Origin of the sequence: Paenarthrobacter sp. NPDC089322, assembly GCF_040684895.1 — a bacterium.
In the GTDB taxonomy this organism is placed as follows: domain Bacteria; phylum Actinomycetota; class Actinomycetes; order Actinomycetales; family Micrococcaceae; genus Arthrobacter.
In genome coordinates this window covers 42,494-56,518 of sequence record NZ_JBFBGW010000016.1, presented here as the reverse complement: position 1 = coordinate 56,518, position 14,025 = coordinate 42,494, and the positions used below count along the sequence as shown (strand labels likewise).

The window sequence follows — 14,025 nt, the reverse complement described above, 5'->3', positions numbered from 1 at the left end:
CACGGCTCAAAGTAGGCCTGATGAGGTTGAACCAAGGAGTGGGGGTGCTCAAAGTGGGTGGCGAAGGCACGGCCCCCACAGCACCCCCCAACGGCCCGTACAGCACAGCACAGCTTCACACCTCGGCAGCCGGCGCCGCGAACTGGGCCTCGTACAGCCGCGAGTACGCCCCACCCGAGGCCAACAGTTCGCCGTGGGTACCCTGTTCCACGATCTGCCCGGACTCCATCACCAGGATGAGATCAGCGTCGCGGATGGTGGAGAGCCGGTGCGCGATGACGAAGCTGGTCCGGTCCGAGCGCAGGGCATTCATGGCCTTTTGCACCAGGACCTCGGTGCGGGTGTCCACGGAGCTCGTCGCCTCATCGAGGATCAGCACCGACGGCCGGGACAGGAATGCCCTGGCGATGGTGAGCAACTGCTTCTCCCCCGCCGAGACGTTGCCGCCCTCATCGTCCAGTACGGTGTCGTAGCCTTCCGGAAGGGAACGGACAAAGCGGTCAACATAAGTGGCTTGCGCGGCCTCCATGATCTCGGCTTCGGAGGCATCCGGCCGTCCATACGCAATGTTGTCCCGGATCGTCCCGCCGAAGAGCCAGGTGTCCTGCAGGACCATGCCCATCCGCGAGCGCAGTTCCTGCCGTGACATGGAGGCGACGTCAACACCATCCAAGGTGATCCGACCGCCGTCGAGTTCGTAGAACCGCATCATGAGGTTCACGAGGGTTGTTTTGCCGGCACCTGTCGGGCCCACTATTGCGATGCTTTGCCCGGGTTCGGCCACCAGGCTGAGGTCCGTGATGAGGGGCTTGTCAGGAGAGTACCGGAAGGACACGTTCTCGAAGACCAGCCTGCCGCGACCACGCACCTGGCCGGAACCAGCAGGCTCTGGAGATTCTTCCTCCTCATCCAGCAGGTCAAAGACCCGCTCTGCAGAGGCCACACCGGACTGCAGCATGTTCGCCATGGATCCCAGCTGAGCCAGGGGCATGGTGAACTGCCGTGAGTACTGGATGAAGGCCTGCACATCGCCCAGTTGCATCGCGCCGGACGCCACCTGCAGGCCACCAACCACGGCGATCCCCACGTAGACGAGGTTCCCGATGAACGTCATGGCCGGCATGATGAGGCCGCTGACAAACTGTGCTCCGAAGCTCGCCCGGTACAGCTCGGCGTTCTTGGCCCTGAATTTCTCCTGCACCTCTTCCTGCCGGCCGAACACCTTCACCAAGGCATGCCCGGTGTAGGTCTCCTCGATCTGGCCGTTGAGTTCGCCGGTGTTCTTCCATTGGGCAACAAAGAGCTTTTGGGAGCGCTTGGCGATCAGCACCGTGGTCCCCAGCGTCAGCGGGATAGTCACCAGGACAATGAGCGCCAGCAGGGGTGAGAGTACGAACATCATCACCAGCACGCCCAACACGGTCAGCAGTGAGGACACCACCTGGCTGATGGACTGTTGGAGGCTTTGGGAGATGTTGTCGACGTCGTTGGTGACCCGGCTAAGCAGCTCACCGCGTTGAATGGAGTCGAAATAACGCAGCGGCAACCGGTGGATTTTCGCTTCGACCCGCTGCCGGAGCCGGTACACGGTCCGTTGGACGACGCCGTTGAGCACGTACGCCTGCATCCAACCGAACGCTGCGGCCAGGACATACAGAGCCAGCGCCCACAGCAGCACCGAGGACAGGGCGCCGAAGTCGATCCCGACGCCGGGTGTCAGGGTCATGGCGCTCAGCATGTCCGCTTTGCTGTCCTCGCCCTGGGCGCGCAGTCCCGCGATGACATCGGCTTTGCTCGCGCCCGCGGGCAGCTGTTTGGAGACGACGCCGGCGAAGATCAGGTTGGTGCCTTCGCCCAGCAACCGGGGACCTATGACGGCCAAGGCAACACTGACCACGGCAAAGACCACAACGAGCACCAGCCACAGCCGCTCCGGGCGGAGTGTGCCGAGCAGCCTCTTGGCGGAGCCGCTGAAGTTGGAGGCTTTCTCGGCGGGAATATTCATTCCGGCGAACGGTCCGCCACGCCCTGGACCCATCGGCGGCCTTTGGGGACCTCTTCCCCCGGCAGCACCTGAGGAGGCGGTCACGGTACTCATGCCGCCTCCTCCGCGGTCAGCTGTGAGGACACGATTTCCCGGTACGTTACGGAAGTTTCCAACAACTCAAGGTGCGTTCCGCGCCCGACGATCCTGCCGTCGTCGAGCACTAATATCTGGTCCGCGTCTGCGATGCTGGACACGCGCTGGGCGATGATCACCAGGGTGGCACCGTTGGTGTGGTGCTTGAGGGCGTGCCGGAGCCGGGCGTCGGTGGCGGTGTCGAGGGAGGAAAAGGAGTCGTCGAAGATGTAGAGTTCCGGCCGCTTCACCAAGGCCCTGGCTATCGCGAGCCGTTGGCGTTGCCCACCTGAGACGTTGGTGCCGCCCTGCGAGATGGCTGCGTCCAAGCCGCCTTCCATCTCCTCCACGAAGTCACGGGCCTGCGCAACGGAGAGTGCCTGCCACAGCTCTTCATCCGTAGCGTCGGGCTTGCCGTACAGGAGGTTGCTGCGAACCGTACCGGAGAACAGGTACGGACGCTGCGGGACCAAGCCGATGTGCCCCCACAGCAAGTCCGGATGCAACTCGCGGATGTCCACGCCGTCCATCCGGACCGATCCGCTGGTTGCATCGAACAGCCGCGGCATCAGGTTCACGAGCGTGGTCTTGCCGGCACCGGTGCTCCCGATGATCGCCGTGGTCTGGCCTGCCCGGGCGGTGAAGGTCACGCCGCTCAGCACCGGCTGCTCCGCACCCGGGTACGCGAAGCCGACGTCGCGCATCTCCAGTTCGCCGCGGCGCTGCGCCACGTGGACAGGGTTCGACGGCGGCCGGACACTCGGGTCGGTCTCCAGCACCTCGCCGATCCGGTCGGCTGAGACGGACGCGCGCGGAATCATGACGGCCATGAAGGTAGCCATCATGACGGACATGAGGATCTGTACCAGGTAACTCAGGAATGCGATGAGCGTGCCCACTTGCATGGAGCCGTCCTCGATCCGGAACGAGCCGAACCAGATCACCGCCACACTGGAAACGTTCATCACCAACATGACCACGGGGAACATGAGCGCCATCAAACGGCCTGCCCGCAGCGCAACATCGGTGACGTCGTCGTTCGCCCGGCCAAAGCGGGCCGACTCCATGTCCTCGCGGACAAAGGCGCGCACCACGCGGATGCCGGTGAGTTGCTCGCGCAGGACCCTGTTCACGGCATCGATCCGGACCTGCATCTTCCGGAACAACGGCACCATGCGCGTCACGATCAGCCCCACGCCAAGGAGCAGGACAGGCACGCTCACGGCGATCAGCCAGGACAGCTGTGCGTCCAGTTGCACGGCCATGATCACACCACCGATGCTCAGCATGGGAGCGGCGACCATCAGCGTGCATGCCGTCAGGACCAACTGCTGGACCTGCTGGACATCGTTGGTGGACCGCGTGATCAGCGACGGCGCCCCGAACCTGGTGACCTCCTGCTCAGAGAACTCCCCCACCCGTCCGAAGATCGCTTCGCGAAGGTCCCGCCCCACGCCCATTGCGGCCTTCGCACCGAAGTACACCGCGACCACCGCACACGCGATCTGCAGGAGCGTGATCAGCAGCATGAGGGCGCCCAGCCGGAGGATGTAGCCGGTGTCGCCCACGGCAACGCCGTTGTCAATGATGTCGGCGTTGAGCGTCGGAAGGTACAGGGACGCGATGGATTGGGCCAGTTGGAAAACGACGACGGCGACCAGCAGCCGCCGTTGCGGCCGCAGGAAACGGGTGAGAACCTTCCAAAGCATCGAGTCTCCGACCAAGCGCATTGTGGACCGGAGGCCAGTTTACGTCTGGTTGCTGCGGGCAACTAGGGGTCAGACAACTGCTTTCCTGGTCAACCCCAGCAAGGCTGCCTGGGTCCCGGTTCCACCCTTGGGCAAGTACGTGAAGAGGCGAAGGGCGGGGAACTGCGGGACGCCCAGCACCATCGGAGCAAAACTGAGCCTGCCGAGCGAGGGATGGTCGTATACGACATCCACATGGTACGAATCGCCCACCACTTGGCGTTGCCACAATCCCTTGAAGGCTTCCGATACGGTACAGAGCCGCTTTGCCATGGCATCGAAGCGGGGATCGTCCGGAAACTTAGCGGACTGGGCCCGGAACTGGGCCACCATGGACCGGGCCATCATCTCCTTGTGCACGTGCGGCCGCGCAAGCTCCGGATCCGTGAAGAACCGCATCAGGCAGCTTTCACCAACGCGGGTATCGAAGGTCTCCGCGGCGGCCGTGTTCATGGCCACGACGGACCAGAAGGGGTCGGCAATGTAGCTCGGGTTCGCCATGGCATCCACCAGTTGCTGTAGCAGCGCAAGCTCGGCATCGTCCATGCTTGACGTTGGTCCGGGCCGATGAGCGGCGGCATCCGACCGGCCGGGCTGCCCGTTGGCCGACGCGTTTCGCCGCCCCGACGCGAGCCGGCGAACATACGTCCGGTCCTCGGGACTCAGCTGCAGTGCATTGGAAATGGCGTCGAGGATGTCCTCTGAGGCCCCGATGGCCCGGCCCTGTTCCAGCCACGTGTACCAGGAGACCCCCACGTTCGCCAGGACGGCCACCTCTTCGCGCCTCAGTCCGGGAGTCCGTCGTCGTGGGCTGACCGGCAACCCGACGTCCTCCGGACGGGTCTGTTCGCGCCTGGTGCGGAAGAACTCACCGAGGCGTGCATGGTTGGACCGGACCTGGCCGGCCTGATGCTGGTCGAAATGCATGGGTCTCCACTAATGACGAGCGTCCGGCCGACCGCTGCACGGCGCTTCCGGGGCGGCGCTGCGGGGTCGGCCGGACGAACCGGTGAGCAGAAATCGGACGCGGGGCCCGGAAGGGAATTACTGCAGGACCCGTTCCCGCTCGGAGCGGACATCCAGCTGCGCGTACTCTTCGGCTGCCAAACGCGTGGCGTCCTCGGGGCTCATGCGCGGCTGAAGGTTGAAGAGCGACGCGATCTTCTCCAGGCGCTCCTCCACTGAACCCGACACTACGTGGAACGGAATGCCCAGCTCGTCCATGGTCTGCTGCAGGATCTGATCCGACATGTTCCGGAACTGATCGTTCACCGGGCGGTGACCATCGGCTGAAAGCGGGAGTTCATTCTTCAGGTGCACGAACACGTCGAAGGAGTTCTTGACGTGCCTCTTGAAGCTGTTCCCAAGGCTCGTCATGACCTCCTCGAAGAACGCGAGCTCCGGCGTCTTCTCCACCGTTTCCCCCGCCTTCAAGTGGGCCGAGGCACTTGGGTTCAGGCCGAGGGACACCCGCACGGATCCGTAGATCCATTCCTGCAGGGATGACCCGTCCGAAATGAAGCCGTCCGCGAGCTTGTCCTCATACACGGCACGCTCCACGTGGCGCGTGACGATCATCTGGATCAGCTCCGCGGCGGTGCATTCCTCAAGGGTCTTGCCGGGAGCGGCCTCAGGGAGGATTTCCCGCATGGTCCTGGCCCGCGTTCGGGGCAGCCCGGTGTAGTGGGACAAAGCCATGGAGGTGAACGTCTTGCCCGACGAGTAGGTACCCGAAATGCCGATGCGCACTGGTCCGCCCTTAGTCGTTGACGAGCTGGAGGGTGCCCGCTGCGCTGAGCTTGCCGGCGAATTCGATGGCAGCGTCGCTCAGGTCGGCTTCGGCAACCTGGCGGGTGCCATCAACGTCTCCGTTGAGGACCGTGGGTGCGAAACGGACGTGCGTTGCGTCCTCGATGCCTACGAAGTTCAGCCAGTCAGCGAAGAACGTGCTGCTGAAGTCGGAGCCGAAAGCTGCCGGAACCCCGGGAGCGTAGACGCCGCTGGTGTGGATGGCCAAGGCCTGCTTGTTCTCCATGAGGCCGCGGTAGCCCTCTTGCGGGTCGAAACCGAAGCTCCAGCCGGGCTGCGTGATGATGTCGATCCACTGCTTCAGGACGTAAGGGACGCCCGAGTTCCACATGGGGATGTTGAAGACGTAGGCATCGGCGGCAGCGAACTGGTCGAAGACGGCGCGGGCCGAATCCCACGCAGCAACCTGCTCCGGCGTCTGGTCCTGGCCGGTGAAGACGGCCATCTTCGCGGCGGCCGCGATGCGACCGAAAACGGGCAGCGCGCCGTCGTCGAACAAGTTCAGCGTCTCCAGTTCAAAGCTCTCCGGACCGGCAGCCTGGACGGAATCGATGAAGTGCCGGGCCAACCGCAGGGAGTCGCTGTTGGCGTAGCGCGGGGAGGCGTTGACGTGGAGGATGGTAGGCATTGGCTTCCTTTCGAGGCTTTGCTGCGGGGACGTCGTGTGCCCCGCTATCGATCCTCACCCGAGGCCTGCCCGGCGCGTAAGAACGCACTTTTTTGTGCCTAGGGCACTTCGAAGTGCCTTCCCTCCAAAAGCTTCCAAATGTTGAATCCGTCCCTAGGATTCTTCCTGTGGAAGAATCCGGAAGCCCCGCGGCAGGCCAACCCCGCAGCCTTGCCGAGGCCGTGTACACCGACATCGACGGCACAGTCACCGCGTACAACACCATCTTCGAGTTCCTCCGGTTCGATGCGGGGAAGTCACGCAGCGCAGAAGCCGAGGAGTTCCTGGCGGGTCTGCGTGCCTCTGCCCGGAACGGGGTGCCGCGCGCCGTGACCAATGCCCGCTACTTCAGCTGGTGGCAGGGCCGCAGCGTCGCCGAGGTCCAGGAACTGGGTGAGCGCTGGGCTGACGTTCAGGCCGCGTCACCCGCCGACTGGGCCTTCCTGGAACCGGTTGCCGGGCTTCTGGACGGGCACGCGGCGGCGGGCAGGCGCCTGGTGGCAGTGACGGCATCGTTCGAGCCGGCATTGGTTCATGTTCGACGGCGGTGGCCGCACCTTGAGCTATTGTGCACGCTTCCACTCACTGCCGGTGGCAGCTACACCGGGGAGATAGGCGAAGCATTGGTGGCCGAGGCGAAAGCCAAGGCGGTCCTGGCCCACGCCGCAGAACACTCCGTTGACCTGGCGGCCAGCTTCGCTTACGGAGACCACAGCTCGGACCTGCAGTTCATGGCATTGGCCGGCCAGTCGCTGTTGGTCACCCCGACGCTAGGTCCCGTAGTTCCCGCTGTGGCCGGTTAAGGTTTGCTACTGCGTTTACCTCACTGTCATAGCCCCCAAGTATGCTGGGCCCTACAGTCCATTTGATGGGGAAAGTATTGGGGATATGACTCTCACGGCTGAACAGAAACGCCAGACCGCACGGAAGCACTACAACGCTTCGCTGGACCTTTGCCCTGCGCGGCAACTGCTGGAAGCCATCAGCAGCAAGTGGGTCACGCTGGTGATGCTGGCTTTGGAAGACGGGCAGCAACGCCACAGCGACCTCCGTAAGCGCATACCCGGGGCCAGCCAGAAAATGCTGACCTCCACCCTGCGCTCCCTTGAACGTGACGGCCTGGTCCTCCGGCACGTGACCGTTTCCGTGCCCGTGCGGACCGACTACGAATTGACCGCACGCGGCCGCTCCCTCCTGCGGATCATCTTTGAAATGAAGGAGTGGGCCGAGGAACACATGGACGACGTCGCCGCTTCCCGGATGGAACACGACCGCCACCGCCTGGCATTCAACTAGCGGCCGGTACGGCGTAATGCACTTGTTTTGCCTGCATCACGCGGGCGGAACCACTGCGAGCTTTGCCGGCTGGCGTTTCGTTGGAGTGCAGGTCACCAAACTCGGGTACCGCGGCATTGATTTCCCCTCGTTGGGTGCTGCGGCGGACGCCCTTGCCGAACGGATTGAGCTGGCACCATCCCCACGTCTCGCCCTTTACGGGCACAGCATGGGGGCGGCTCTTGCCTTCGAGATCGGGCTTCGTCTGCAAGGCACCGGCCGGCTTGAGCATGTTTTCCTCGCCGCCGCGCGTCCACCGTCGGGAACGTACGACGCCGGTGCTGCCGCAGCAGCCGCTGCTAGCGGGCAAGCCCTGTCCGTGCGTGCCAGGGAGGTGTTGCTTGAGGACTTGGCTTTGTTGGCGCGCTACCCTGGCCGGCCACCCGCCCGGCAGCTCAGGGTGCCCGCCACGGTTCTCTTCAGCCCGGACGATCCCGTCGTTCCGGCGTCCGAACCCCGCCTTTGGGCGGACTGGTGTGCACGGGAGCCACGAGTCGTCGATGTCGGCGAGGGCGGCCACCTGTTCCACTTGGGCGGCCCGGGCATCATGGACATCGTGGAAAGGACGCTGTCCGTCAACGCCAGTGTGTGACAACCAGCCCGGCCATTGCCACGAAAAATGCCTGACGACACCTAAATGTGGGTGTCGCCAGGCCTTTTCCGTGGCGTGGATCCGCTTTTCAGGCGCCCGCGCTCACCAGTTCGCGGTCCAGAGCGATCTTGCCCGCGGTGAAGATTGCGGTGATTTCAGCCACACGCCGGCCCAGGTGCGCTGCCGTGGCGATGTCTGCCGGGTGAACGCCTTCAACTCCGACGTCCGAGAACGTCTGGGCTGCAGCCCCGTTGAAGTAGCCGAAGCGGTTGAGGTCGTTTTCGCTGCCCTTGGTGCTCTTCCAGCCAGGAAGCAGGCCAAGGTTGATCCAGTTCATGCCGTGCTGCGCGCCGAAGGTGGAGAAGTAATCCAGGGTGGAGTTCTTGTCTCCGGCTTTGCAAGCCGCGTTGGTGAATCCCGCGCCGAGTTTGTTGTGCCACTTTTGCACGGCCCATCGGCCGGCGGTCTTCTCGGCGAAGGCGTGGAACGCCGAGGGTGCGGTGCCCATGTAGGTGGGTGCGCCGAAGATGATGGCGTCGGCTTCGTCGATGTAGTCCCAGGCTTCCTGGGTCAGCTCGTCCACATGCAAGAGTGCGGTAGTGGCTCCCGCCGCGGATGCAGCTTCAACAACTGCGTCCGCCAGGACCTTGGTGTGGCCGGAGCCTGAATAGTAGATAACTGCGATTGCCGGAGTGGCCATGGATGTCCTCACTGGTTGTGTTTGGTCTGCTTGCACGGCTGTTGAGCCGTCTGGTTGGCGCTAGCCTGCAGGCTGCAGCGCGAGCTTCCGGGTGACTACGGTGGCGGCGGCACTGGCGGTGCCGGCTTCCGCCAGTTCGAATTCGTCCACCCGCACACCGAACTTGTTGCTGAGAATGACGGCTGCTTCGACGAGAGAGAGTGAGTCGATGTCCAAGTCTGCGAACGAGTCGTCCGGTCCCATGTGGTTGAGCTCGTCCATGGTGGAGCCGATCGCTTCCACGACGTCCTGTGCTGTAATTTCCATTCGTTCCCCCTTTTTTCAGGTGGCTCGGGATGACCGAGGCCACAATGGTCCTGCACGGCACCCCAGCCTGCAGGAATCGGTGTCCGGCCCTAGTGCGGGTCGACCACCGAGATCTTTGGCCATGTCATGGCGATGGCGCCCCACGTGGTTCCCCCGCCGAAAGCGGTCAGGACCACCTTGTCGCCCGGTTTCCGGTGGCCCTTGGTTCCCGCATCCGTCATGGCCAGCGGAATGGAAGCGGCCGACGTGTTGCCCACCCTGTCCAAGTGGACCTCCGCCTTTGACGCCGGAATCCCGGTCACGGAAGCAACAGTGTTCAGGATCCGGAGGTTGGCTTGGTGTGCGATCAGGGAGTCCACTTCGGGAGCCGTCCAGCCCGCGCTTGCCAGGACGGTCTCCACGGATCCGGACATGGCGGCGACTGCCTGCGTGAACACCTCTTTGCCCTGCATCTCGAAGAAAGAGCCCTCGCCGCGCGGCACCTGGATGAGGTTCTCGCCGTCGCCATCGGAATGGAGTGTGGATGCCTTGATGGCACCGGGCTCGTCGGCGCTCCCGGCGGACAGGTAGGCGGCACCTGCACCATCGCCGAAGATCACTGACGTGGTCCGGTCGGTAGGGTCCAGCAGCGTTGTGAACGTGTCCGCGCCAACCACCAGGGCAGACTCCACGGCCCCCGATCCAATGGCCCACGTGGCTGTTGCCAACGCGTAGACGAAGCCGGAGCACACAGCGGACACGTCGAACGCGCCAATGCCGTTCAACCCGAGGTTCGCGGCAACTTTCGGAGCCGTTGCGGGGCAGACTTTATCCGGCGTCGACGTCGCTACGATCAGCAGTCCTGCGGTCGCGACGCCCGCACTTGCCAAGGCACGTTGGCCCGCCAGGGTGGCGAGGACGCTGGTGCTCTCGGTTTCGTCCGAGTGCCGGCGTTCTGCGATGCCGGTCCTGCGCCTGATCCATTCGTCGGAGGTATCCATGACAGCAGAGAGGTGCTCGTTGGTGACCACCTTCTTGGGCAGCGCGCCGCCCACGCCGCGGACGACGACGGGTCTCGCGCCACTCATTGTCCAGCCTCCGCAGGAGCCGCGAGGGCGACGGTAGCGGGTAGCTGGTGAGCGACGCTGCAAACCACCTCGCCGCCGTCGAACGTTCCCACTACGTCAGCACAGCGCCACCGTCCGCCGTCCTTCTCGATCAGGCGGCTCTTCTGCAGCCGTACAGTCAGAGCGGTTTCCCGTCCGCCCCCGATCCTCGGACGGGGACCGCTCAACGTGATCCGCGTTTTCCGCATCCACAAGGTGTTGCTGTCTGCGCGGTTCAGGGCGTCCAAACGGTAGAGGAGCACCTGCCCCAGCTGCAGGGACGCCACGAAATATTCGACGGCGGACACCGCCTGAGCGTAGGCAGCTTCCAGCCCGCGGCGGTCCTCAAGGCGCAGGCCGAGGGTTGGCTGCTCCCGGAAGGACAGTGCGGCGCTTGCTGTTCCTTGCCCGGGATCCAGTTCCACGTCCTGCAGGGCTACGTGCCGTTCTGCCCACAGGTCTCCGTAAAGGCGGGTGCGGGCATCGCCAACCAGGGCTTCCTCGGACGGCGACTGGACGGACGCGAGCCCAAGTTCCGCGGTTTCGTGGGCCACCTCAAGGACGGCTGTCATGGACGCGACCGAGCAGCGGAGCGTCGAACCGTGCCCAAGGTCCTGCAGCGTGGCCCGGCATTCCAGGTCACCCAACTGTCCTTCCACGGGCTCGCTGCCACCTGAAATGGTGACGGACGTCAGGTGGGCTGTGGGCAGGAGCCCGGGCGAATAGCGGCTCGCCAGCAACGCCTCCGCCATACGGCATGCCAAGACGAGGACGTCCGTGGTGCCCAGATGCGGGACCTGCTCGGAGTTCCCCTTGATGGACCAGATGCCCTCAACACCCAACCCTGCGCGGGCCGTGAGCGTGGACTCGGAGACGGTATGCGCCACGCGGAGTTCGCGGAGCCGCGGGTTGGTGGATTTGTAACCGTGGCTGAAGAAGCGTCGGCGTCCGTCGCCCAGGAGGTCGTCGATGGACGCGTAGCTCTCGGTGCTGGGGAATAGGGCAGTTGGCATGGATGTTCCTAGGATCGTCATCGGCGGTGATCCAAGAATCCACCGGTGCACCTCCGGCAACCAGTGTCCGCGGATGGTGGTGGTGGGAACACCACCATGCGGATGCCGCAACCCGGACCGGCCAGTAGGCTGGAACCGTTCCACCCCAGAACCGCTATGAAGGGACCGAAGTTTTGGCTTACATCACTGTAGGAAACGAAAACAGCACTGAGATTGAGCTTTACTACGAGGATCATGGGACGGGACAGGCCGTGGTCCTCATCCACGGCTACCCGCTGGACGGTTCGTCATGGGAGAAGCAAACGGCTGCGTTGCTCGACGCCGGCTACCGCGTCATCACTTACGACCGCCGCGGCTTCGGCAAGTCCAGCAAGCCCACCGTCGGCTACGACTACGACACCTTTGCCGCCGACCTCAAGGTGCTCCTCGAAACCCTGGACCTGAACGACGCCGTCCTCGTGGGCTTCTCCATGGGCACCGGTGAGGTAGCCCGCTACATCAGCACCTACGGCTCGGCCCGCGTGGCAAAGGCCGTGTTCCTTGGCTCGTTGGAACCGTTCTTGCTGAAGACCGACGACAACCCGGACGGCGTTCCACAGGATGTCTTCGACGGCCTGGCGGAGTCCGTCAAGGCAGACCGCTATGCCTTCTTCACTGAGTTCTTCAAGAACTTCTACAACACGGACACGTTCCTCGGCACTGCCCGCCTCAGCCAGGAATCCGTGGACGCAAGCTGGAACCTGGCCGCCAACTCCGGCGCCTTCGCTTCGGTCGCCGCACAGCCCACTTGGCTCACGGACTTCCGCGCTGACATCCCCAAGATCGACGTGCCGGCACTGATCGTCCATGGCACCGCGGACAACATCCTGCCGATCGACGTCACAGGCCGCCGCTTCAAGGATGCCCTCCCCAGCGCCGAGTATGTGGAGATCGAGGGAGCGCCGCACGGCTTCCTATGGACGCACGGCGCCGAGATCAACGACGCCCTGCTGGCCTTCCTGAAGAAGTAACCTCCGGAGTTTGTGTACAGCCAGCCAAGCAAAAGCTGTACACAAACTCCTACTTCTTGAGGCGGAGCTTCCGGGCTTTCTTACCGCTCCGCAAGTATTCCTGTTCGGACTTATCCGCCGCCGCACGCTCCGCCGCGTGCAGCACGCCGTAGGTGAAAGCCCCATTTCCCACGCCCGAGGCCGAACCAAGCTTCAGCAACTCGGCGCGCGCCACCGCACTGTCCTGGTGTTCACCCAGAACCGTCTGGACATCGTGTGCCGCGTCGGCCAGCTTGGCAGCGCGCTTACCGTGGACGCTTTCAACAGCAGCCGCGGCGAACCGCAGCTTCTTGGCGGTCTTGCGTACGTCGTGGAAAGCCGTATCGCGTTGGGGCCCGACGGCGGCACGCGCCGCGGTTTCATGCCGTTTGGCCAGACGCTTGGTTGCTTTCCGGACGAGCTTCGCGGTGGTCTTGCGTGCAGGACCGGTTCCCCTCGGAGCGATTGCCGGGGCGTCGAGAAATGCTTCGAGGTCGTCCAGGAGCCGGAAGTAGCGCGGATTGTTCAACCTGGTCCTTATGGCGGCCATGGCGGTGTCTGCGCGGACTTTCATCCGTTCATCAAGTTCTGCCTGCAGCGGCCCCAGCACCAGTTTTACGGGCAGTTCGTCCAACCCTTTCCTCAGTCTCTCGTGCAGGACCTCCACGTCCCTGTACCGCCCAAGGGTCTTCGCGAGCGATTTCAACTCCGCCTCGAGCTCCTGGACCGGAGAGGCTTTGAAAAGCTTGCGGTAGCTGTGGAGCACTGAGCGGATCCGGCGGGTCAGCGAGCGCATCTGGTGGACGGCATCTTCCCGGTTCATCCGTACATGCGCGTCCTCCAGGAGCATCTTGGCCACTTGCGCATCAAGGTAATTGAGAACTGGAACTACTGCCGGTCCTTTCCTGCGGGGGACTTCACGGCCGGATCCTTTGGCACGCGGCCAGGAATCGCCCAAGGCCGTGGCAAGCTTTGACGTGCGTTCGCTCGGGTTGGCCCCTGCACTCGCCAGCCGAGCTGCCGCCGCAGCAAGGAAGGTGTCTTCAGAACCGTCGGTCAACCCTCCGTTGAGTTCGACTTCCCATTCGCGCCAATTTTCCTCGCGCTCCCCGCCCACAGACACGTGTGCTTCAACGTGGTCATCAACGAACTCCGCGATCCGCCCGCCATCTCCCTGGTATAGCGAATAGCTGATTCGCTCGGTGTTGAGCGTCGCAACCGGACCGAGCGCATGTCCACGGGTGAAGGCAAGCACACGGTCCAGCAGCTCTGCAGGGACAATCTCCGGTTGGCCAAGTGGAGCATGAATCTCCGTTCGTCGTCCCGGGCTGTGCGGAAGCTTGAGGTGCCAGCCCGCATCAGGGCCTCCGGAGCGGCGTCGGAGCGTGATGCCGCGGGCGGCGAGGGCAAGGTGCTGCGTGTCGAAGTAGACGGCTTCCAGCGCGTGGGTAATTGGCTCGCCCACTCTCGCTACGCCGTCGATCTTGTCGAGCTCGGGAAGCGGTGTGGAGGCATCGGCGTCGAACTTCTGCTCTACCTCCACGTTGCTGGTCTTTGCCATGGCCGTCACTTCTCCTTGCTGGAGGAATTTCCTTCCGGCACCCGTGAAGGCCGGCCCGTTCG

General features: G+C 64.0%; 14 protein-coding genes. 4 read left to right on the top strand and 10 right to left on the bottom strand.

Going from position 1 to position 14,025, the window contains the following annotated elements:
* Positions 1–115 precede the first annotated feature (115 nt).
* The 5 genes from AB0N65_RS15355 to AB0N65_RS15335 all read right to left on the bottom strand — a co-directional run bounded on the left by AB0N65_RS15355 (position 116) and on the right by AB0N65_RS15335 (position 6,304).
* Entirely contained in the window at positions 116–2,098 is a 1,983-nt protein-coding gene (locus AB0N65_RS15355) for an ABC transporter ATP-binding protein (protein ID WP_364163237.1), read from the bottom strand.
* Positions 2,095–3,828, bottom strand: a complete 1,734-nt coding sequence (locus AB0N65_RS15350) for an ABC transporter ATP-binding protein (RefSeq protein WP_364163233.1) — start codon at positions 3,826–3,828, stop codon at positions 2,095–2,097. The genes AB0N65_RS15355 and AB0N65_RS15350 overlap by 4 nt, the downstream gene beginning before the upstream one ends.
* A gap of 69 nt (positions 3,829–3,897) precedes the next feature.
* On the bottom strand, positions 3,898–4,794 hold the full coding sequence (locus AB0N65_RS15345) for a helix-turn-helix transcriptional regulator (RefSeq protein ID WP_364163230.1): 897 nt from the start codon (positions 4,792–4,794) through the stop codon (positions 3,898–3,900).
* Positions 4,795–4,911: 117 nt separating this feature from the next.
* Positions 4,912–5,616, bottom strand: coding sequence for an AAA family ATPase (locus AB0N65_RS15340; protein WP_364163227.1), 705 nt, complete (start codon positions 5,614–5,616; stop codon positions 4,912–4,914).
* Positions 5,617–5,626: 10 nt separating this feature from the next.
* Positions 5,627–6,304 carry an NAD(P)H-dependent oxidoreductase gene (locus AB0N65_RS15335; RefSeq protein ID WP_364163224.1) on the bottom strand — a complete coding sequence of 226 codons (678 nt, stop codon included), beginning with the start codon at positions 6,302–6,304 and terminating at the stop codon, positions 5,627–5,629.
* Positions 6,305–6,471: 167 nt separating this feature from the next.
* Between AB0N65_RS15335 and AB0N65_RS15330 the strand changes: the two genes are divergently transcribed.
* The 3 genes from AB0N65_RS15330 (at position 6,472) to AB0N65_RS15320 (ending at position 8,270) form a co-directional block, all read left to right on the top strand.
* A complete protein-coding gene (locus AB0N65_RS15330; RefSeq protein WP_364163221.1) occupies positions 6,472–7,146 on the top strand; it encodes an HAD-IB family phosphatase in 675 nt (224 codons plus the stop codon).
* Positions 7,147–7,231: 85 nt separating this feature from the next.
* Complete coding sequence (locus AB0N65_RS15325; RefSeq protein WP_364163218.1) at positions 7,232–7,639, top strand: helix-turn-helix domain-containing protein; 408 nt, start codon at positions 7,232–7,234, stop codon at positions 7,637–7,639.
* A gap of 16 nt (positions 7,640–7,655) precedes the next feature.
* On the top strand, positions 7,656–8,270 hold the full coding sequence (locus AB0N65_RS15320; RefSeq protein ID WP_364163215.1) for a thioesterase domain-containing protein: 615 nt from the start codon (positions 7,656–7,658) through the stop codon (positions 8,268–8,270).
* Between the two features lie 88 nt (positions 8,271–8,358).
* Here AB0N65_RS15320 and AB0N65_RS15315 read toward each other — a convergent pair whose 3' ends face one another.
* From AB0N65_RS15315 to AB0N65_RS15300, 4 genes are all read right to left on the bottom strand, one after another.
* Entirely contained in the window at positions 8,359–8,970 is a 612-nt protein-coding gene (locus AB0N65_RS15315; protein ID WP_364163212.1) for a flavodoxin family protein, read from the bottom strand.
* Between the two features lie 60 nt (positions 8,971–9,030).
* Entirely contained in the window at positions 9,031–9,276 is a 246-nt protein-coding gene (locus AB0N65_RS15310; RefSeq protein ID WP_364163210.1) for an acyl carrier protein, read from the bottom strand.
* A gap of 89 nt (positions 9,277–9,365) precedes the next feature.
* Positions 9,366–10,343, bottom strand: coding sequence for a beta-ketoacyl-ACP synthase III (locus AB0N65_RS15305; protein ID WP_364163207.1), 978 nt, complete (start codon positions 10,341–10,343; stop codon positions 9,366–9,368).
* A complete protein-coding gene (locus tag AB0N65_RS15300; protein ID WP_364163204.1) occupies positions 10,340–11,374 on the bottom strand; it encodes an AvrD family protein in 1,035 nt (344 codons plus the stop codon). Before AB0N65_RS15300 ends, AB0N65_RS15305 begins: the two co-directional genes overlap by 4 nt.
* 173 nt (positions 11,375–11,547) lie before the next feature.
* Between AB0N65_RS15300 and AB0N65_RS15295 the strand changes: the two genes are divergently transcribed.
* Positions 11,548–12,384 (top strand): alpha/beta hydrolase, encoded by an 837-nt coding sequence (locus tag AB0N65_RS15295; RefSeq protein WP_364163201.1) that lies wholly within the window; start codon positions 11,548–11,550, stop codon positions 12,382–12,384.
* A 49-nt stretch (positions 12,385–12,433) separates the two neighbouring features.
* On the opposite strand, the gene AB0N65_RS15290 is transcribed toward AB0N65_RS15295, so the two are convergent.
* The gene (locus AB0N65_RS15290) at positions 12,434–13,963 is read right to left on the bottom strand and encodes a CYTH and CHAD domain-containing protein (protein WP_364163198.1); all 1,530 of its coding nucleotides are present in this window, start codon (positions 13,961–13,963) and stop codon (positions 12,434–12,436) included.
* Positions 13,964–14,025: the final 62 nt, after the last annotated feature.

Coding starts and splice junctions, on each gene's coding strand:
- AB0N65_RS15300 (WP_364163204.1), bottom strand. CDS start 11,374: ATGCCAACTGCCCTATTCCCCAGCACCGAGAGCTACGCGTCCATCGAC.
- AB0N65_RS15315 (WP_364163212.1), bottom strand. CDS start 8,970: ATGGCCACTCCGGCAATCGCAGTTATCTACTATTCAGGCTCCGGCCAC.
- AB0N65_RS15335 (WP_364163224.1), bottom strand. CDS start 6,304: ATGCCTACCATCCTCCACGTCAACGCCTCCCCGCGCTACGCCAACAGC.
- AB0N65_RS15305 (WP_364163207.1), bottom strand. CDS start 10,343: ATGAGTGGCGCGAGACCCGTCGTCGTCCGCGGCGTGGGCGGCGCGCTG.
- AB0N65_RS15355 (WP_364163237.1), bottom strand. CDS start 2,098: ATGAGTACCGTGACCGCCTCCTCAGGTGCTGCCGGGGGAAGAGGTCCC.
- AB0N65_RS15325 (WP_364163218.1), top strand. CDS start 7,232: ATGACTCTCACGGCTGAACAGAAACGCCAGACCGCACGGAAGCACTAC.
- AB0N65_RS15350 (WP_364163233.1), bottom strand. CDS start 3,828: ATGCTTTGGAAGGTTCTCACCCGTTTCCTGCGGCCGCAACGGCGGCTG.
- AB0N65_RS15310 (WP_364163210.1), bottom strand. CDS start 9,276: ATGGAAATTACAGCACAGGACGTCGTGGAAGCGATCGGCTCCACCATG.
- AB0N65_RS15345 (WP_364163230.1), bottom strand. CDS start 4,794: ATGCATTTCGACCAGCATCAGGCCGGCCAGGTCCGGTCCAACCATGCA.
- AB0N65_RS15290 (WP_364163198.1), bottom strand. CDS start 13,963: ATGGCAAAGACCAGCAACGTGGAGGTAGAGCAGAAGTTCGACGCCGAT.
- AB0N65_RS15320 (WP_364163215.1), top strand. CDS start 7,656: ATGCACTTGTTTTGCCTGCATCACGCGGGCGGAACCACTGCGAGCTTT.